Origin of the sequence: Acinetobacter sp. 2JN-4, assembly GCF_003687745.1 — a bacterium.
GTDB classification, from domain to species: Bacteria; Pseudomonadota; Gammaproteobacteria; order Pseudomonadales; family Moraxellaceae; genus Acinetobacter; species Acinetobacter halotolerans.
Map to the genome: position 1 here is coordinate 230,981 of NZ_RDNY01000003.1, position 20,491 is coordinate 251,471.

Here is a 20,491-nt window from a genome sequence, read left to right on the forward strand (position 1 = left end):
AAATTGCCAAAAAATAAATCTAAAAAAAATTGACCAAACTGACAAATCAGATTGGTCAAAATGACTTTTATGAGGAGGGGTTACGTAAACTGACGAATCATTTTACGTACATTGGTTTTTGCTTCAATCACAGTCATAAATGTATAAGCACCAATAAACTTGCGACTAATAAACATAAACTCTTTGGGCGGAACAGAGAAGTAACGAGATGCCATTGATTGAGCGGCTTGTTGCATGACACGGCTATGAAGCTGGCTTTTTTTCCAATCATAACGATCTTGATCATCCATAATGCCTGCTGGCATATTTGGATTGTTGCTTGGACAGCTAAATGCTTCAGTTGCAACCAAAAAGACATCTGCCATACCTGGTTTAATGCTTTCAGGCATCGCATCAAAAAATTCATAACCAGTCATGGCTTCGACCATTGCATCTTTGTCGTGCTCATAGCCAGCTTGGATTAGGTTACGTGCCACAGAGAGTAAATTGTCATCAAATTGGCGAATTGCACCAAAATCAAGTAAAACAATTTTATCTCTTACATCATCGCCATTGCCTAGACGAACCAAATAGTTACCAAAGTTTGGATCGGTCTGCATTTCACCCCATTCAAACAGTTCACGTACAGCAATTTCTAGAGACGCTTCACCTAGTTGGTTTCTACGTTCTTGAGGTAGAGAGAGCATAACAGGGCTGTTAATCGGTACACCACGCTCGAAAGTCATACAGAGCACTTTTTCAGCACAGAACTCATTTACAATTTGAGGAACGATATAGCGAGGATCTTCTTTTAAACGTGCGGCAAAGCGGCGAGTTGTGGCTGCTTCGATGCCGTAATCCACTTCACGATGCATCATTTCACGAACTTCATCAAACCATTGATCAAATTCACGTGTTTGCGGCACCATACGAGTGAGTTTCAACATGTTTTTGAACAAATTCATATCTGAGTCAATCGCTTCAGCAACACCTGGATATTGAATCTTTAAAACCAGCTCTAAGCCATCAGATTTACGTGTAGCGCGATGTACTTGTGCCAGTGAAGCTGTTCCGATCGGCTCATGATCAATGGTCAGGTCGTCTAATCTGGAACCTAATTGTGCTTGCAAATGTACTTTGATCGCAGGCCAAGCTAACGCTACAGTTTGATTGTTGAGCGTATTCAATGCTTGTGTGATTTCTTCAGGTAAAAAATGTTCGCCATATAAAGCCATCATTTGTCCAATCTTGACGATCGAACCTTTGAGCTTACCGATTTCTGCGACGAGATAATTGGCTTGATCACTCATGGCTTTTTTACGTTTTTTTTCTTTTTCTTCCTCATTGGAAAACATAGAAGTCGCGTTAGCTGTTGCCCAACGTGTGCCAGCGAGTAAAGAGGCTTTTGCGATCGATAAGCGACGATCCACAGACGAGGTTTTCAGGTTCTTAAGCTTATCGTTCTGATCGGACATGAAAGAAAAATCCTATGCTGAAATCGAAGGGAGTGAAGCCGAGAGCTAAATTGTAGTGGATATTACAGCTTTTAAACGTATTAAAATAGTTCAATCGTTTGAATTATCAGTCTAAATTTGTGAAACAGATCAATGGTTCAAAATAGCCTAAGTAGTTTGTTAACCTTTTGAATCATATTGATATACAAATGTTCTAAATTTTAAACTGAATCTTCAACGTTGATTTCTGCATCAGAGCTTCACGATTTGAATCAATATGCTTAATCAACATTTGTTTTACAAAGTTGTGATGGAAACCAAGCGCATGCGCTTTAACAATAATGATGCTAGGCAAGGTAAAAAAGAAATACTTAGTGTCTTCTAAAGTCGCATTCTGAAAAATACCTTCTTCAATCAAAGTATCTTTTAGAAATTGCTTTTCAGCTTGTACAGCAGTGGATGATTCATCTTCCCAGTAATTCTGGCGCATTGCCATTAAATTGTTATGTTTGTAGCTCATGAGTTGCTGTACCGAATCATTTAGATTTAAGAAATATATGAGGATGACATTCAATTTATCAAGAATAGATTTATGTCCAAAATAGCCTAAGCAAATTTAATCTTATTTATTAGAGTGCTACACTATTACCACTTATAAAACTCAAATGAAAGACATAGGTTTACCATGACACCGGCATGTAAGTTATTGGAAAAAAATAAAATAGCATTCTCAATTCATGAATACGAGCATGATGCTAATGCCAAAAGTTTTGGTTTAGAAGCAGCAGAGAAGTTAAATTTGAGCGTTGAAAAAGTGTTTAAAACGCTTATGGTGACAGACGAAAAGAATTATTTTGTCGCAGTTTTACCTGTAAATCATCAATTGAACTTAAAAAAAGTTGCAGCAGCAGTGGGATGTAAGAAATTACAGATGGCAAATCCTAAGGATGCAGAACGTTTAACAGGATATTTAGTGGGGGGAATTAGTCCATTAGGACAGAAAAAACGTTTAAAAACGGTGATTGATGCTACGGCGAATGCCTTCGATAAGATTTATGTGAGTGGTGGTAAAAGGGGATTGGACATCGGACTTAATCCTCAAGAGCTTGCGAAATTGCTTGGAGCAACTTTTTCTGACCTCTTGGATGATTAATGCACACAAACAATAAATTAGTGTTTGAATATCTCATTTTTTAACGTTGGTATCTGTAAAAGCTATTGTTAAATAGAAATCTATCACTTTATTTAATCAACATAATTATTATTTTTTGTATCTGAATTTCATTTCTATATTAATAAATACCTTCATATTCAATTGTTTAAACACCTATTTAGCAAGTTCTTTTATTGAATTGAATTAATAAATGATAATTATTATCATTAGTGTTAGTCTTTAGCTCAGCCTGAGTATGGTTGAGTTTGTTTAGAACTGAAAACTTCGCTTAAAAAAATTAACTCTCTCTTCATAAGAGGATATCGTCAGATGCAACAACTTGCCAACCGATTGGCGATGCAACATTTCGTCAATGCATATATGCAAGAAACTGACAAAGGTCACTTTCTCAATCAAAATCAACAAAATCCACAACAACAGGCGTTTAGTCAAGGTTTGACCCTGTTATCTATACCGATACATGCCATTCAAGCTCAATGTTATTTCCCTTTATCTTATGTCAGTCGCGTTGGACGACACCGTTTAGCTGATCTTCCTCAAATTATTATTCACGGACAAATTAAAACCTTAAGCCCTGTCTCGATTGTGGGGCTTTTGCTTGAAGAGCTGGTTTCTGAATCTGCTGTTCCTTTGGATGCTTCATCTTTAGTAGAGAAATGGATTCAAAGTCGTGATGCTCTACAACAGTTTTTACAAAATCGTGAACATGAATTCGATGATTTAGTAAAAGCAGGGCAAAGCTTTATTGAAACAGAGCAAGCTTTGATTTTGGGGCATAGCATGCACCCTGCACCCAAAAGTAGAACAGGCTTTGTTCATGAAGATTGGTTAAAGTTTTCTCCTGAAAATAAAGGCTTAACTCAAATGCATTATTGGCTGGTTCACCAGGAGTATATTGCTGAAGGGAGTGCAACCCATGAGTGTATTTCTAAGGAATTAAAAACAGCATTACAGTGGTATTTGTCCGAATCAGACTTAAATCTACTTAGAACGCATACGCAATATAAATTACTCCCTCTACATCCGTGGCAAGCACGTTATCTACAAAGCAAACCATGGTTTGAGCGGTTAAAGCAAACGGGGCAATTGATTGATCTTGGTTTGCGTGGCTGGCAGTTTGCACCAACAACGTCCATTCGAACTTTAGCCAGTTTTAATGCGCCGTGGATGCTTAAACCTTCGCTTTCAGTGATGATTACCAATTCAATTCGTGTAAATTTAGCCAAAGAGTGTCATCGAGGTGAGTTAACACATCGACTTTGGCATAGTGAGTTTGGTCAAAATATTTTAAAGCAATGTCCAAGTTTAAAAGCGGTCAATGATCCAGCTTGGATGGCGTTGAAAATCGATGATGAAGTGGTGAATGAAAGTATTTGTATTTTCAGAGATCAGCCATTCCATCCGCAACAACAAGTCACATGTATTGCATCATTGTGCCAAGATCATCCAACTAAACCGCTGAATCGTTTTAATGCGCTTTTTGCAAAAATAGCCAAAGCAAATCATGAAACAGATTATTCGGTGATTGCTTTTGATTGGTTTAGTCGCTTTCTTGAAGTCAGTTTGCAGCCCTTGATGTATGTCTATCATCGTCATGGCATGGCATTTGAATCACATCAACAAAATGTGCTGTTAGAGCTAGAAAATCATTTCCCTAAAAACTTATGGTTGCGTGACAACCAAGGCTTTTATTACATAGAAGAATTTGCTACTGAAATTTTAGCGGCATTGCCAGACTTGAAAGAAAAGGCCTTTGCAGTAGGCCCTAAAGATTTTGTGGATGAGCGTTTTAGTTATTATTTCTTTGGAAATACTTTATTCGGCATTATTAATGCAATTGGAGCGACGGGCTATATTGCTGAAGAGATCCTCCTTGAACATTTAAAAGTATTTTTACAAGATCAGTTACAGCAATATCCGGATAGCACCTTATTGCAAGGTCTATTGTTCAATGACACTTTGCCATATAAGGGCAATTTGCTGACTCGTTTACATGAGCTGGATGAACTGATTGCTCCTGTTGAACACCAATCCGTTTATGTCCAACTGCCCAATCCGCTGTTTATTTCACAGAAGGATGTCAGTTATGCATGATTTTATCGGTATTGGACTCGGTCCATTTAATTTGAGTCTTGCGAGTTTAATGCAAGATAAAACTGATCTTAAATATTGTTTTTTTGAACAGAAAGCTCAGTTTGACTGGCATGCAGGTATGCAATTACCTAATGCATTGCTACAAGTGCCTTTTATGGCGGATTTGGTCAGTTTGGTTGAGCCAACAAGCCCATATAGCTTTCTCAATTATCTGAAACATCATCAACGGCTATATAAGTTTTATTTCCGTGAAAATTTATATATTCCACGCCAAGAATATAACCACTATTGTCAGTGGGTTGTGCAGCAATTGGCCAACATCCAATTTAGTAGTCGTGTGTTAAATGTACAGCCTATAAAAGGTGGTTTTGCCGTTGAAGTGTTGAGTAATGGCGAGAAACAGTTGTATCGCACCCGACAGTTGGTATTGGGAATAGGAACTGTACCGCATCTGCCTGAAAGTTTGCAGCAGGTCTATCCTAAAACATCACATTGCTTACATTCAGCAGAGTATTTAAAACATTGCCCTGAAAAATTAAAGGGAAATGTGGTACTCATCGGTTCAGGTCAATCTGCTGCCGAAATTTTTCTTGATTTATTCGATCGTCAATATGCCCAAGGAAAAACTAGACCAGACTTTCATCTGCATTGGTTAACACGATCTGCAGGTTTTTTCCCAATGGAAAATACACCATTAGGTTTAGAGCATTTTAGCCCTGACTATATGAATTATTTTCATCATTTACCGCCATCGCTTAAAGCTGAATTACCAGCTCAACAAGCAAATTTATATAAAGGGATTAGTAGTAAAACGATTCGTGATATTTATGAGCGTTTATATCACCGTAGTATTGGGGGAAATGCAACGGATGTCACATTGGCAGGACATCATCAATTACAACATGCTGAGGTACTCGAAAACGAGAAACTTCAGCTGAGATTTGAGCATAAACAACAAGGTGAAAAATACCTATTAGATGCAGATAGTGTGATTGCTGCAACAGGCTACCAATATCCAAAACCTGTATTTTTAGAGAATTTACAGCCATTGATGTTGCTTGATCGTGCTGATCGCTGGCAGGTCAATGCTGATTTTGAGGTGAAGTATCAAGGGGATGGACGTATTTTTATCCAAAATATGGAAGTTTTCCATCATGGTGTAGGAACCCCCGATTTGGGTTTGGGAGCGCATCGAGCGGCAACAATTGCCAATCAGTTGGTTGGGGAAACGTTATTCAAGCTTGATCATGCTCAATCTTATCAGCAGTTTGGTGTCGTCGATTCATCTAAATTGGATCATTCATTTACAGATCATGCGCAGTTATCAGATTCAGGAGTATCACGTATCTCACATAAATCTAGTCAACTTCGTCATAGCGCACAAGCATTTTATTCACATATAAAACTGTCAGAGCACATTGACTGAGTTGCACAGAGGAAATACGTATGCAACCGTCTTCTATACCTACAGATCAACCAATACGATTAGAAATACAACGCTATGTGTTGCTCACCGTCATGTTGGGTACAGGCACAGTCAGTTTAAACAATAGTAGTTTCAACCCGGCGATACCTCAATTGATGCAATATTTTCAGATTGGGGAAATTTGGGCGAGTTGGGTGCTGGTCGCCTTTTTACTCTCAATGAGTATTAGTTTGCCATTGGCTGGTTTTTTCAGTCAGCGCTTTGGTAAACGAAAGACTTATTTATTGGCTTTATTTGGTTTTGCACTGGCTTCTGCATTTGGTGGTTTACTTAACCAATTTGAATCTGTACTGGTCGCCAGAGCCTTACAAGGTTTTTGTAGTGGGTTGATGATTCCCTTGTCACTGGGGCTGATTTTCTCGGTCACACCAAGTGAGCAGCGGGGGAGTACCACGGGTTTGTGGGGTGCAATGATCATGTTGACCCTAGCGATTGGACCCATGCTCGGTGCGTTAGTTTTAGTTTGGCTTGATTGGCAGGCATTGTTCTTTATCAATTTGCCGATTGCGTGTATCGCATTGATTTTGGGATATATCTATCTTCCTAAAGAAAAGGCTGATCTGAAACAACAATTCGACTGGATGGGGTTTATTTATCTCAGCATAAGTATGGTCTTGCTACTAGGGACCTTAAGTCAGCTTCACCAAGTCGAAGATTTATATCGACCTATTTATTGGTTGTTGTTAGGCGTGAGTGCTTTGACATTTTGGCAGTTTATAGGCTTACAAAAGCGCAAGATCAAACCTTTGATTGAGCCTACACTCTTTGCATCAAAAGGGTTTCGCTTCAGTTTAATGATCTGCATTGTACAAACTGTGGGTTTATTTGTCGGAATGTTATTAATTCCGTTATGGATACAGCAGAGTTTGAAGCTCAGTCCGCTGTGGACAGGTTTTGCATTGATGAGCAGTGCTTTGGTGACTGGTTTATGTAGTCAGCCAGCAGGAAAATTTCTTGATCGATATGGTGCTGCAAAATTAATGACGCTCGGATTATTAATTACGGCGATCTCATTTGCTTTGCTGGCTTGGGCACCTTCTCAGAATGTTTGGTTCATTATCTTCTGTATGGTGCTGCATGGTTTGGGAATGGGGCTGTCTTATATGCTCTCGACCACAGCAGGTTTGAATAGTTTGGCTCAACAACAGCAACATTTGGTCACACAGGCTGCGGCGTTGAACAACTTGTTTCGTCGTATTTTTGCGGCTGTGGCAGTTGTGCTCGCAGCGTTATATCTGCAATTAAGACAAGATCTTTTCCAAATCAGTACTTATCCCGACGTAGATTCCTTTAAGGGTATCCAAGAAATTTTTATCTGTTGCAGCTTACTTATCTTATGTGCTCTGCCTTATGCATGGCGCTTTCCAGATCAACACAAAATTCATGAATTAAATAAATAGGATTATCAAAAATGGGACAGTTACATCCAGTTTTATCAAATACACATATTGTTCAAGAGGCTTATCAAGCATGGCAAAAACCTCAACTCGAACAAGGTAAACAAGTCGAACAACGTGTCATCAAACAACTGTTACAGGCTTTAATTTTTGAAGAGATTATTGCTGCTGAATATGATGGGGAAAATTTCAGTATTGAAGTTCAAGATCGTCAGCAACAAACGATTCGTTTTATTGCTGCAGGCCAGCGTCAGTATAGTTATAAATTGGTTCGACTCAGTCGTGATACAGATGTATTACGTCAAGATGTAAATGGTGATCTACAACCTGCACGTTTAAATCAGGTGATTGATGAGGTGTTGCGTTCTATTGCCGATGCAGCAAAAGTTGAAGATTTTATTTTTGAATTGAAGCGAACTTATATTCATGATTTGCAGTCTCAAGTTTGTTTTGAAAATTATGCTCTACCTGCAATCCAATATCCTTACGATATTTTAGAATCGTATTTGATGGAGGGACATCCATATCACCCTTGTTATAAATCACGTGTTGGTTTTAGCTTGCAAGATAATGTGCGATATGGGGTCGAGTTTGCACAGCCAATGGCGTTGGTTTGGCTTGCGATTCACCAAGACCTTGTGGCAAAAAATCATTCAGCGAGCATTGATGTTGATGCTTTTTTTCAAGCGCAAATCAATCACCAAGATCAACAACTGTTTCAGCAAGTTCTAAATGAGCGTGGTGTCAATGCTAATAGCTATGTCTGGATTCCTGTACATCCTTGGCAATGGGAAAATCATTTGATTACGATCTTTGCGGAAGAAATTGCGGATCAAAAAATGATTTATTTGGGTCATAGCCACGATCGTTATTTGGCACAGCAGTCATTGCGTACCCTGACCAATTTACAGCATCCAGAAAAGCCTTATATTAAATTGGCAATGAGCCTGACTAACACCTCGAGTTCGCGTGTTTTGGCGAAACATACGGTCATGAATGGACCAATCATTACCGATTGGTTGCAGCGTTTAATTGATCATAGTGACACTGCCAAACAACTCGATTTTGCAATTTTACGCGAAGTGTATGGATTAAGCGTTGATTTTACACGTTTGCCCGAATCTCATGCACAGCAAGCCTATGGCACCATTGGATGTTTATGGCGTGAAAGTGTGCATCAATATTTACGTGAAGGTGAAGATGCGATTCCTTTGAATGGTGTGAGCCATATTCAAAAAGATGGAAAAGCATTGATTGCACCTTGGTTACAACAATATGGCGTTGAAGAATGGACACGTCAGCTTTTAAAAGTGGTTATCTCACCATTGATTCATCTACTGTTCGCTGAGGGGATTGCGACCGAATCCCATGGTCAAAATATCATTTTAGTTCACCAGCAAGGCTGGCCGACTCGCGCACTGTTAAAAGACTTCCATGACGGCGTACGTTATAGCCCTGCACATTTAGCACATTCTGAGTGGGCGCCAGAACTTGATCAATTGCCCAAAGAACATGCTGAAACCAATAGCATGTCGTTTATTTTGACGGATGATTTGGACGGGATCCGTGATTTCAGCTGTGCTTGTCTGTTCTTCGTCGCATTAACAGATATTGCAATTTTTCTAAACCAGAGCTATGCGGTATCGGAACAAGACTTCTGGCTATGGGCGGCTGAAGTTATTCAGGATTATCAACAACAGCATCCTGAACATGCAGAACGTTATCAACTTTTTGATGTTTTTGCCGATAAATTACGGATTGAGTCACTCACCAAACGTCGTCTATTCGGTGATCGCAGCCTACAGATTAAATTTGTTGATAATCCTTTAGCGCCTTTTAAAGCGCAGGTGAAGTGAGGATTATTTATGAATGCACTTCAACCGATCTATCAGTTGTCAAACCCAACAATGCTACAAGATTTTGTTAACGCGCTCTTGGTCGAAGCATTAGTTCCTGAGCAATGTATTGTTGATCTTGCTACAGTTCAATCTGAGTTAGAACAATATAATATTGATTTTGAATCATTGTTCAACACAGGTTTTAAACAGCATTTCGTACTGTTGCGTGATCAAGTTCAACAAAGTATCGTGCTATTTCCCATACAAAAGGGGGTGACACAGACATGGTGTTTTACTGCGGACTCAAAAATTCTATTGCTGGAAAATACAGATACGCAGCCTCAAATGAATACAATTGGATTGATTGAATTCTTCGAGTTTTTGCAAGCAGTTGGACTGCTTCAACATTGCCACAAAGATAGAGTTAAGACTTTTGCTGAGCAAATTCACACGTGTATAAAGCAATCTAGTTTGTTGCAGCAGCATCAAGTCAATGCACATGATTTACTGAATCAGTGTTCAGCGCAAGTGTTTCGGGTTTTAGAACAATATGCAGGTTATCGGGACCGTCCTTATCATCCTTTAGCCAAGTTAAAAGAAGGCTTAAGCCCGCAAGAATATATGCAGTATTGTCCTGAATTTGCTCAAGAGTTATGTATTTCCTGGGTGGCAGTGCATAAAGATAAAATGATGTTTGGTATTGGTGTGGACGATCCTTTTACTCAGCAGCCGAGCCAGATTTTTAACAATCGAGCAGAGCGTTATCAACTGAAACAAGAAATGTTTCAACGTGGTTTAAGTGAAACCCATATCGCGATGCCAATTCATCCGTGGCAATTTCAGCATTTATTTCATAAATTTTATGCTGAAGATGTCGCAGCAGGAATTTGCCAACCTTTGAGTTTTAAATCTCAGGGTATGTACGCCAGCGCATCTATGCGGAGTCTTTTATCAGATGATGTTCCACAAGAAAGCCTTAAATTACCAATCGGCATTAAAGCGCTGGGTTCATTGCGCTTCTTACCGATTGTAAAAATGATCAATGGAGAAAAGAATCAGAAGCTCTTAGTCCAAGCGAAACAGAAAGATCCAGTATTACAACAAAAGTTATGGCTATGTGATGAAACTCAATGGTGGTCATATTTACCAGAAAAACAGCAAGATCGAAGTGCAAATAATGAATGGTTATTTGTTGAAAAACCAACGCATCTAGCCGCACAGCGACGTCATATTCCATCTGAATTATTGCAACAACCTTACCAATTGATCCCGATGGCGAGCCTTGGGCATCGCATTTCAGATCAACCCGCTATTTTTGACTATATTTTGCAATTACAACAGAAGGACAATGGCACCAAACAAGTGATTGAGCAGTTCGCCGCATTATGTGGGTGTTTCTTCGAAGTAAATTTACGTTTATTCCGTTTAGGTTTAATGGGCGAGATACATGGGCAGAATTTATGCTTGGTACTCAAAAATGGGCAATTTGATGGTTTGATGTTCCGTGATCATGATTCCTTACGCATTTATTTGCCATGGTTAGAAGAAAATGGTTTAGAAGATCCTGATTATTTAAGCCCTCATGATTTTAGAAATACGCTTTATCACGATTCGGTTGAGGCGTTATTGCTCTACATTCAAACACTCGGTATTCAGGTTAACTTAGGTTGCATCGTTGATACGTTGACAAGCCATTACCAAATTTCAGCGGTAGAACTTTGGCGTGTATTGGCACAGCAATTACAGCAAGAGCTAAAAAAACTCGACTTCCAGCCTGAAATCCGAATCCAACTACAACAGCTACTGTTTGAAACACCACAATGGCCCTATAAACAGTTATTACGACCATTGTTGGAACAAGATACCCGCATTGGAAGTATGCCATCAGGAATCGGGGAAACCCAGAACCCTTTGTGGCATGCTTTGAACCATTCATAGTGTTCGCTATGAATACCTGCCTGCATTTTCCGCAAACATGGTCTGAGACCACGGCTATATTGCAGCAAGATCTGAAACTGGATATCCGTTGTTTAGCGGGTGATGCAATCCGTTTAGTCGACCTCATGGATGAGTCGATTTGTAGGCAAGTTTTACAAGATTTTGCGGCGCGTATTCATGCCAAAAATATGACCTGCGCAAGCTCATTATTTATCAAATATTGGGCAACGATCTGGATACTTCCTTTTTTATATTGTCATGCGGCATCGTTGCCATTTATTGGCTGGAGTAGTGCGGTATTGGCAGTGAATTTACCTGTGTCATGGCATTGGGATAGAACATTGCAATTGGTTGAACCGACATTATCATCACTTCAAATCATGTCCTTACATGATATTGAAAATATGTTGGGACAATTCAATCCACTGTTTCAACAACTTGCCAGAGTTGGACATGTTCCTTATGCCTTGCTTTGGGAAAATGCAGCTGTTCGAGTGGTGCAGTTTTATCAGTCCCAAGCACGACAAGATTTAAGCAAAGCGAATCGATCACGTTTACAACAGCAAATTGTATTACTGAAAGCAAAATCAGGCGAAAGTTTTAACTTAGCTGAAAATCCTTTCATCTCCCTTTGGAATAATTGGTGTCCAAATAACGAAATTTATATGAGAAAAAAGTGCTGCTTCTATTTTCAGCTTGAAGAAGCTGGGCAGACTTTATGCCGCAATTGTCCTTTACAGTTAAAAGAAATGAAAGAGAGTAAGTCATGAGTCAAACAGACCATTTTGAATCACTGGTTGCTGCTTATCAAAATATCGCGACCTCAACGATTGGTCATGTGCTTGATATAGGGCATATTCCACATGTTTTTCCAATCTCACCTGAGCAGAAGTTAGTCGGTATTGTACGAACGGCGCGACTTGAATCAAATAACGCAAGTGAATTAAGACATGTGCTCATGAGTTGTAAAGCAAATGAAGTATTAATGATTGATGCTCGATATGATCTTCAACGTGCATGTTGGGGGGAGCAGAGAAGTGTTGCAGCCATACATTGTGGTTTAGCAGGTGTGGTTGTTTTGGGTACAATTACTGATCGTACCGCTTTGCTCAATCTCAGATTGCCGATCTTTGCCCATTCTGTAAGCTGCCTCACGACTCGAAATCAAGGGGAAAGTTTGGTTGAAATCAATGCAGAGATTTATATCAATCAATTCTCAGTGCAGTCAGGGGATTTATTGATTGCCGATGCAGATGGCGTTTTTGTCTTAAAAACTGATATTGCATGTGAATATCTAGATGTTTTTCAGCAATTAGAAGATGAGGAGCGACATAAGAAGGAGAAATTCTTTTCGCAGGAAAATATTAATGATTATTATTTTAATGTTAATTATTCTCATTAGTGTTTGTATTAAGTATAATAGCTCGCCTTTTGAACATTTTTAGTGGCTTGAACGAATTCTCTGGAGAAGTAAAAAATGAAAGTGAACAATGAAATTGGGGTTGAACTTCAGAATCAGATAAATACAAAACAGTTTTTATTAAAGATGACACCGTGTTGTCTTGCTGTTTTAGCCATGTTTGCCCAACAGGCATATGCAGAAACAGTATCTTCGAATGCATCTGTAACAGCAAACGTTGATCAAAAGCCTACGACTCAGTTAGAAAAAATTGTGATCACAGCAACACGTACACCAAAAAACATTGCAGATATTGCGGGTACGGTTCAAACCATCGAAAAAAATCAAATTGAACAGCAGAGTGGTGCAGGTCGTAAACTGGCCGATGTGTTAGCGCAATTAGTACCGTCACTGGCACCAAGCACAGGTACGACCACAAATTATGGGCAGACCATGCGTGGTCGTGATGTGATGATTTTGATTGATGGTGTGTCACAAAACGGTTCACGTGATGTTGCTCGACAACTCAATAGCATTAGTCCAAGTATGATTGAACGTATTGAAGTGCTTTCAGGGGCAACCAGCATTTATGGTTCTGGTGCAACAGGTGGCATTATCAATATCATTACCAAACGTGCAGATGCATCGCAACCACTAAGCTTTGAAACGAAATTGGGGATTACATCTTCTGATACTTTCCGTGGCGATGGTTTAGCTTATGAAGTGGGGCAGTCGGTTGCTTTTAGTAAAGATAATCTAAATGGCTTTTTAGGCGCGAATTTTACCAGTCGTGGTTCACAGTTTGATAGTCATGGTGACCGTATTGCGATTGGGCCAATGCAAACCAGTCGACAAGATACCGACACCATTGATGTAAATGGACGTATCAGTATTGACCTCACAGACACTCAATCTTTGAGTTTTGGAGCGCAGTATTATAAAGACAAGCAAGATAGTGAATATGGTCCTGATTACGGCCCTAATTATGTTTATGGTGGTTTACCAAACTCTTATATCGGTAAAAAAGGCTTACAATTACCGACACAGCCATTTACTGAACGTTATGCCTTCAATACACAGTACCAAAATCAAAATGTATTGGGGCAAGTACTTAATCTAGAAGCGTACTACCGTAAAGAAGATGCGCGTTTCTATCCAGTCTATACTGGTGCTGCTATGACCGAAGCAACACAGAGTCAGTCTAACATTGATGTTGCTGGTTTCCGTTCCACCATGCAAAGTGATCTTAACGTTGCAAGCCGTGATCTTAAGCTGACGTATGGTGTTGATTATGATCATGAAAAGGATGATCAATATTATGATCACTTAGCTGTATCAAATACAGGACTTCACTTCAAACCAACGGGGAAGACTTCTGATGCTGGGCCTGATACAACGATTCAAAATGTTGGCACATTCTTGCAAGCAGATTACGCACTTACAGATCGTTTAAATGTACAAGCAGGTACGCGCTATCAATATATTAAAGCAAAAACAGAAGCTTATACTGCCCGAGGTGTTGAACAGCCAAGCGGTTCTGTAAGTGATGATACGGTTCTGTTTAACTTAGGAACAGTATATAAGCTAACGGATGATCAACAAGCTTTTGCAAACTTTTCACAAGGTTTTAGTTTCCCTGATGTACAACGCATGATGCGTGACGCATTTAACTTGACCACAACCGCAGATTTACAACCTATTCGTGTAAATAGTTATGAATTGGGTTGGCGTTTGAATGATGAGCAAGGGCTAAACCTAGGGATCACAGGTTTTTATAACACTTCGGATAAAGTAACCAAGTTTGAAAATAGAGTGGCAAGTATTGTTGATACTGATCAGCGCATTTATGGTGCGGAAGTCACTGCAAGTTATCCATTTATGCAGGATTTTAAAGTTGGCGGTAGCTTGGGTTATACCCGTGGTCAATTTAAAGATAAAGCAGACAACAAATGGAAAGAGTTAAATGCTACCCAAGTATCGCCGACCAAAGGGACGGTGTTTGCTGAATGGAATAACGATGAAGGTTTTGGTACTCGGGTACAGATGCTAGCAGTAAAAGGTACGGATGAAGCTTTGAAAGATGGTTCACCGGCTGCAGTTAAAATAAAAGGTTACACCACCATGGATGTATTAACGCATTTCCCAGCATGGAAAGGCCGCGTAGATTTTGGTGTCTATAATGTTTGGAATAGAGACTATCGTACTGTCTACAGTCAGCAAGCTGAAAAGATATATGGGCTTGTTGAAAGTCTTCCTGCTGAAGGTCGTACTTATGGTTTAAGTTATACCTTTAACTATTAATTCGATCTAACTAAGGAAATATCTGTATTTATTGCAGATATTTCCTTTTTGCATACAGTATTTTTTTCTTTTTTAAGGTCGTACAGATGAATCACTCTGAAAAACAAGAAAAGTTTTATCTCAGCTACCGTAGAGTGTTTATTGTTTGTTTGGCTGCGTATTGTTATAGCTCTTGGTTAAGTCTGGTTTTAGCCAAATGGCTACCTTTTGCTAAAGCTGAAAATGTGTATTTTGCAGTTTTCATCAGTTTTATCTTTTTTATTTTTTATATTATTTTTACCAGTTCCGTCATATCTAAGTTGTGGTTTTGGCCAATCAATAGTTTGGGTATCTTTTTGCTTGTCAGTTATTGGTTATTAGCTCATTGGGGAGTTGCTTGAAATGAATTTCCGTCAAATACAAGCAATACTGCATAGTTGGTTTGGTATCCTCTTTCTTTGGGTGATCTTTTTTATTTTTCTCACGGGTTCAATCGCGTATTTTCGTACAGAAATCAATGTTTGGTCGCAGCCAGAAATTGTAACTCAAGTAGAAAAAATACCGACGACGCAACATGCTGCTGAAATGGCATTTGACTATCTAAATCAACATGCCGCAGATGCTAAACGCTGGCGTGTCACGGTGGCCAACGAGCGAATGCCTGTCAACTTACTGCAATGGCAAGACCAACAAGGTCGGCATCAGCAACTACAAAACCCACAAACAGGCGAGTTGCTTAATCCGTTACGTAATACCTTAGGCGGTGATTTCTTTTTTAAGCTGCATTATACCTTGTATCCAATACCAAGCTCGGTTGGTAGTCTGATTGTGGCGATTGCGGCACTCATTTTACTGATTAGCCTGATTACAGGGATCATTACCCATAAGAAAATTATTAAAGAGTTCTTCGTTTTTCGTTCTTTTAAAGGGCAACGCACCTTACTCGATTTACATCATATTACGGGGGTTGTTACCTTCCCATTTTATCTGGTGATGGCCTTTACAGGGCTGATTATTTTATTTTATTTGGTTTTCCATTGGGGGTTAACCGAACATTATGGAAAAGATGGAATTCCTAAGTTTTATAGTGAAATGCAGTTTGTTGAAATGGCAAAATCTCAGCCGTCATTAGAAAGTATGCAACCATTTCAAAGCTTTATAACACAAATGCCTGAGCGTACTGATGAGGGTGCGATCTTGGATAAATTTGAAGTTCAAAAACCCAATACACCAGAAGCAATGATCACCTTTGACTATAACTATAAAAATATTATTACGCTCAATACACCGCAATATATTTTTAATGCAAATACAGCGCAGCAGCTCGAGCAGCCGAGAAATATGAGCGCAATCGCTCAATTTGCTTCGTCAACTTATGGTATTCATCTTGGATATTTTGCATCGATGTGGATGCGGTTTATCTTGGCGCTTCTTGGAGTTATTGGTTGTGTGATGTTGGCGGCTGGCGCTTTGTTATGGCAGAAAAAAAGAATTAATGAACAAAACAGATTTACATATAAATTGGTGCAACATCTTAATTTTTTTACTTTTTTAGGTTTACCTTTCGCTTCAGGTATTTATCTTCTTTTGAATAGAATATTGCCACTAACATCGAATGTTTTGATCAATCATCAGGTCACCTTATTTTATTGTGCATGGCTATTCAGCTTAATCTTTAGTCTCATGCTTCCGATACGTAGAGGGGTGATTGCTTTAACGAGCTTGACCGCATCTATATTTTTGTTGATTCCGTTGCTAAGTTTTATGACGATACCTGAGGCATCTTTATGGAATAGCGTATTACAACAACGTTGGTCAATTGCTGGTGTAGATATTGCCTGTCTCACTATCGGGTTTGTGTTATTCGCTTTCCTGCGCCTCTATATCAAAAAGACGAGGGATAAAGCATGAGTTTTGCCTCATTATTCTGGGCGATTGCTGCATTGATGCAAAGCTGTATGCTAAGCAAGTTTGGACAAAAACATTTGCAACTTGCTTGGTGGGATTCCCAACAGATCAAACAAATCATGGTGATTAGCTGCTTAGTATTATTGGCTATTTCAATGTGGATGAATTATCGCTTTGAGGGGTTATCTGTAGGATTGTTAACCTGGTTGTTTGTCATCGTTCCAACTGCATTTTTTATTCAAATTTTACTTTTTTATAGATTGAAAAAGAAATTTTCGCTGCTATGGAAGCTGAGCCTTTTAGCTGCTGTTATTTTTAGCATATTTGAACTGATCAGCAAGTCTAGTTAGAAATTTGTCTCGCCGTAGAGTCGATCCATGATTTTTATTATAAATAGTGGCCTGGTTTAAATAACAAAGAAAAATGGGAAATAGGGTTGCTGTATTAATAAAAATGATTATCATTACTATTTAAGATAATGCTAAACCAGGATTAGAAGATGATCACAATCTCTCAACAATTACCCGATTACTTTGAATACCATGAAGACGGAACACAATACTACTTACGTCAAGTTCAATATCCGCAAGATATACCTTTATTGCATCAGTGGATGCATGAACCTCATGTGATTCCTCAATGGCAACTCAATAAATCTGAACTTGAACTACACGTTTATTTTGACAAAATGTTGGCAGACGACCATCAACGTTTATTGATCGTTGGTGTAAATGGCAAAGATGTCGGTTATACCGAAATCTATGAGGGTAAGCGAGATCGTTTGGGTCGTTATTACCAAGGTGATGACAATGATTTAGGATGGCATTTGTTATTTGGTGATAAATCGGTATTTGGAAAAGGTTTTTTACGTCCAACAATTCGTTTATTGAGTTTCTATATTTTTGAACATTCTAAAGCTAAAAAGATTGTTGGTGAACCAGACCATACGGTAAAACCATATGCAGCGGTGGTAGAAGATCTTTGTTATGAGAGTCAAGGTTTGATTCCGATGGCGGAAAAAACGGCGATGTTGTATTACTGCTTTAGAGAAACTTTTTATGACAAGTTTGGGGAACATTATCAAGCATCACAACAACAAATGAATGAACAACCAGCCTAGATTCTCAGCGTATCCTAGGCTGTTTCATCAGTAATAAGCAGATTTTAGACATACGCTTGGTGCGTATGTCACTCATATCCGATCATTAAACGTTCATAGATTCCTTCATGGTGCAAGTTTTTTATCCAAACATAACAAAAGACAATAATAAACTGAGCTTGTTGTATGATTTTTGATCAATTTCATTTCATTTATTTACAGTCTGCATTATTGGCATCTTTATTGGTTACTCTAGATAACGTAATAAATATTTTAGGAGTCAAAATGCTGATTTTTCATGATTATCCTGTTCATGGGGCAATTTTTGATATGGATGGAACAATGTTTGATACTGAGCGGTTACGGTTTCAAACATTGAAACAGGCATCTCAAGAACTCATCGGACAGGAATTTTCTGATGATTATCTCATGCAATGCTTAGGTTTGAGTGCAACAACGGCTGAGCAACTTGCTCAAAAACATTACGGTGAGGATGTTCCTTATCAAGCAATTCGAAAACGTGCGGATGAATTAGAATTAGAGTCTGTACGTCATCTTGGTGTACCGATTAAAAAGGGATTGGTTCAAGTTTTAGAGCGTTTAAGAAAGTCTGGTTTAAGGATGGCGGTTGCGACTTCAAGCCGTCGAGCAATCGCTGAAGAATATTTAATTAATGCGAATGTTTATAAATTTTTTGATGTATTGGTTTGTGGTGATGAAGTCGAAAAAGGCAAGCCACATCCCGAAATTTTCTTGAAAGCTGCTGAACAGCTAAATTTAGATCCATCGACATGTTTGATGTTCGAAGATTCAGAAAATGGAATTCGTTCTGCATTTGATGCTAGTGGTATCACTATTCTGCTTAAAGATATCAAAGAACCAAACGATGATATGTTATCTAAAGCAAATTTCTATTATCAAGATATGTATGCGTGTCTAAATGCTTTGGACCAATATATTCCTGAAATGGGGATGCCGATTTTACAAGAAGCTTTTCCGCAAAGCCTGAATCAGTTGACAGTTGGTATCCATGGTTTTGGTGCAATAGGTGGTGGATATATTGCTCAAGTTCTGTCGCATTGGGATGGTTTTACCAGACCTAAACGAATTTTGGCTTCGACCAGAAATCGTTTGTATCTCGAGTCTGTGAATACATTTGCTGGGTATAGCATTCGATATGGCCAATCCTCTTATGATGAGCGAATTGACAATTTAACTGCCATTGATGCCAATAATGAACAGCAAATGCTTGAAATGTATATGCAGTCGAGTCTAATTGCATTGTGTATCCCTGAAAATGCAATTGAATCTGAAGCGCGAGTGATTGCAAAGGGCTTACTTGCACGGTTTATGTCGCAAGATATACAGCATAATAATGAACCCATTACATTTTTAATCATTCTCAATAAAGTCTGTGCAAAGTATCTGGTACTCAAATATATTCGTGACGCTTTACTTGAAATCACTGATGAAGATATCGCTGAACATATTCTAAGTGAACACTATTTTTGCGATACCGTCGTGAATCGAATGGTTTCAAAACTGACCGATCAAACCCTATACCGTCAACTCAATATTAAGCATCGTTTATATATACAAAGCCAAGCCAACTTGAATGCAGATGCCATTGAACTTTCAGATGAAACTACGTTGAGTGAGAAACACGAGCAACAAATGACGCAATGCTTGGAGGACCTACGAGAGCAATTTCAAGTAGGTCAATGCACACAAAATATGGATTTAATTTTATTCAACAGTGAAGCAGATATGCCGATTTATGTTGAAAATAGAAGTCCACTCTTAAGTAAAATGCGCCAAATGGTTTTAGTCGATCAGATTGCCGATATTCAAGTGATTAAAAATCGGTTGTGGAATGGTTGTCATGCCATGTTAGCGTGGTATGCAAGTCTAAATGACATGGAAACCATCGGTATCGCGATGTCTGATCAAAGAATGCAGTGTTTTGTTGAGCAACTCGTTGATGAGGTTAAATTGGGTCTAGGCAATGTCGTTCCAAATCAAGCCAAAGAACTTGATCGTATGGCAGAGAGTTTCTTGAACTCATGTCGATCAGCTTATAAAGATCCTTGTGAGCGTGTGGCTAGAGATCCTTTACGAAAACTAAGTTTTAATGAGCGCGTTTTGGGTAGTATTGAACAACATATACACCAACAAATTCCTTATCAAAATTTATTGAAAGGGGCGATTTATGGCTATGTATATGCTTTAAAAGTTTTAGATTTAGATGAAGTGGTGATCGTACAGCACCTACAAAAAAATATTGCGCAGTTGGATATTTCTGAAAGTCAGCGTAAAGTTTTGCTCGATGCACTCTATAGTGGGATACAGTCGCAATTGAAAGAGGATGGTATGGAACTTGATTTTCAAAATCTCTTGGTTACTCGGTTAGAAAGCGTTTAAATGAAAGCGTCAAAAACGCTTTAA

The 20,491-nt window shown here is 38.8% G+C and carries 16 protein-coding genes; 14 read left to right on the forward strand and 2 right to left on the reverse strand.

Annotation, left to right across the window (positions count from 1 at the left end; genetic code table 11):
* Positions 1-80 precede the first annotated feature (80 nt).
* Complete coding sequence (locus EAH57_RS06285) at positions 81-1,454, reverse strand: ABC1 kinase family protein (RefSeq protein WP_121929302.1); 1,374 nt, start codon at positions 1,452-1,454, stop codon at positions 81-83.
* A 193-nt stretch (positions 1,455-1,647) separates the two neighbouring features.
* Positions 1,648-1,953, reverse strand: coding sequence for a hypothetical protein (locus EAH57_RS06290; RefSeq protein ID WP_121929303.1), 306 nt, complete (start codon positions 1,951-1,953; stop codon positions 1,648-1,650).
* 165 nt (positions 1,954-2,118) lie between these two features.
* Between EAH57_RS06290 and ybaK the strand changes: the two genes are divergently transcribed.
* From ybaK to mtlD, 14 genes are all read left to right on the forward strand, one after another.
* Entirely contained in the window at positions 2,119-2,586 is a 468-nt protein-coding gene (gene ybaK / locus EAH57_RS06295) for a Cys-tRNA(Pro) deacylase (protein ID WP_121929304.1), read from the forward strand.
* A 330-nt stretch (positions 2,587-2,916) separates the two neighbouring features.
* The gene (locus EAH57_RS06300) at positions 2,917-4,701 is read left to right on the forward strand and encodes an IucA/IucC family protein (protein WP_121929305.1); all 1,785 of its coding nucleotides are present in this window, start codon (positions 2,917-2,919) and stop codon (positions 4,699-4,701) included.
* Positions 4,694-6,127, forward strand: a complete 1,434-nt coding sequence (locus EAH57_RS06305) for a lysine N(6)-hydroxylase/L-ornithine N(5)-oxygenase family protein (RefSeq protein ID WP_121929306.1) — start codon at positions 4,694-4,696, stop codon at positions 6,125-6,127. The genes EAH57_RS06300 and EAH57_RS06305 overlap by 8 nt, the downstream gene beginning before the upstream one ends.
* 20 nt (positions 6,128-6,147) lie before the next feature.
* On the forward strand, positions 6,148-7,587 hold the full coding sequence (locus tag EAH57_RS06310) for a DHA2 family efflux MFS transporter permease subunit (protein ID WP_121929307.1): 1,440 nt from the start codon (positions 6,148-6,150) through the stop codon (positions 7,585-7,587).
* An 11-nt stretch (positions 7,588-7,598) separates the two neighbouring features.
* Positions 7,599-9,440, forward strand: coding sequence for an IucA/IucC family protein (locus EAH57_RS06315; protein ID WP_121929308.1), 1,842 nt, complete (start codon positions 7,599-7,601; stop codon positions 9,438-9,440).
* Positions 9,441-9,449: 9 nt separating this feature from the next.
* Positions 9,450-11,360 (forward strand): IucA/IucC family protein, encoded by a 1,911-nt coding sequence (locus tag EAH57_RS06320; protein ID WP_121929309.1) that lies wholly within the window; start codon positions 9,450-9,452, stop codon positions 11,358-11,360.
* Between the two features lie 8 nt (positions 11,361-11,368).
* Positions 11,369-12,130, forward strand: a complete 762-nt coding sequence (locus EAH57_RS06325; protein WP_121929310.1) for a (2Fe-2S)-binding protein — start codon at positions 11,369-11,371, stop codon at positions 12,128-12,130.
* Positions 12,127-12,762: an RraA family protein gene (locus EAH57_RS06330; protein WP_121929311.1), complete on the forward strand. Its 636-nt coding sequence runs from the start codon at positions 12,127-12,129 to the stop codon at positions 12,760-12,762. The genes EAH57_RS06325 and EAH57_RS06330 overlap by 4 nt, the downstream gene beginning before the upstream one ends.
* Before the next feature lie 144 nt (positions 12,763-12,906).
* Positions 12,907-15,060 carry a TonB-dependent receptor gene (locus EAH57_RS06335; protein WP_171407404.1) on the forward strand — a complete coding sequence of 718 codons (2,154 nt, stop codon included), beginning with the start codon at positions 12,907-12,909 and terminating at the stop codon, positions 15,058-15,060.
* An 86-nt stretch (positions 15,061-15,146) separates the two neighbouring features.
* Positions 15,147-15,440 (forward strand): hypothetical protein, encoded by a 294-nt coding sequence (locus EAH57_RS06340; RefSeq protein WP_121929312.1) that lies wholly within the window; start codon positions 15,147-15,149, stop codon positions 15,438-15,440.
* Position 15,441: 1 nt separating this feature from the next.
* A complete protein-coding gene (locus tag EAH57_RS06345; protein ID WP_121929313.1) occupies positions 15,442-16,950 on the forward strand; it encodes a PepSY-associated TM helix domain-containing protein in 1,509 nt (502 codons plus the stop codon).
* Entirely contained in the window at positions 16,947-17,297 is a 351-nt protein-coding gene (locus EAH57_RS06350; protein ID WP_121929314.1) for a hypothetical protein, read from the forward strand. Before EAH57_RS06345 ends, EAH57_RS06350 begins: the two co-directional genes overlap by 4 nt.
* A gap of 149 nt (positions 17,298-17,446) precedes the next feature.
* Complete coding sequence (locus EAH57_RS06355) at positions 17,447-18,067, forward strand: GNAT family N-acetyltransferase (protein ID WP_121929315.1); 621 nt, start codon at positions 17,447-17,449, stop codon at positions 18,065-18,067.
* A gap of 264 nt (positions 18,068-18,331) precedes the next feature.
* Positions 18,332-20,467 (forward strand): bifunctional mannitol-1-phosphate dehydrogenase/phosphatase, encoded by a 2,136-nt coding sequence (gene mtlD, locus EAH57_RS06360; protein WP_121929432.1) that lies wholly within the window; start codon positions 18,332-18,334, stop codon positions 20,465-20,467.
* Positions 20,468-20,491 lie beyond the last annotated feature (24 nt).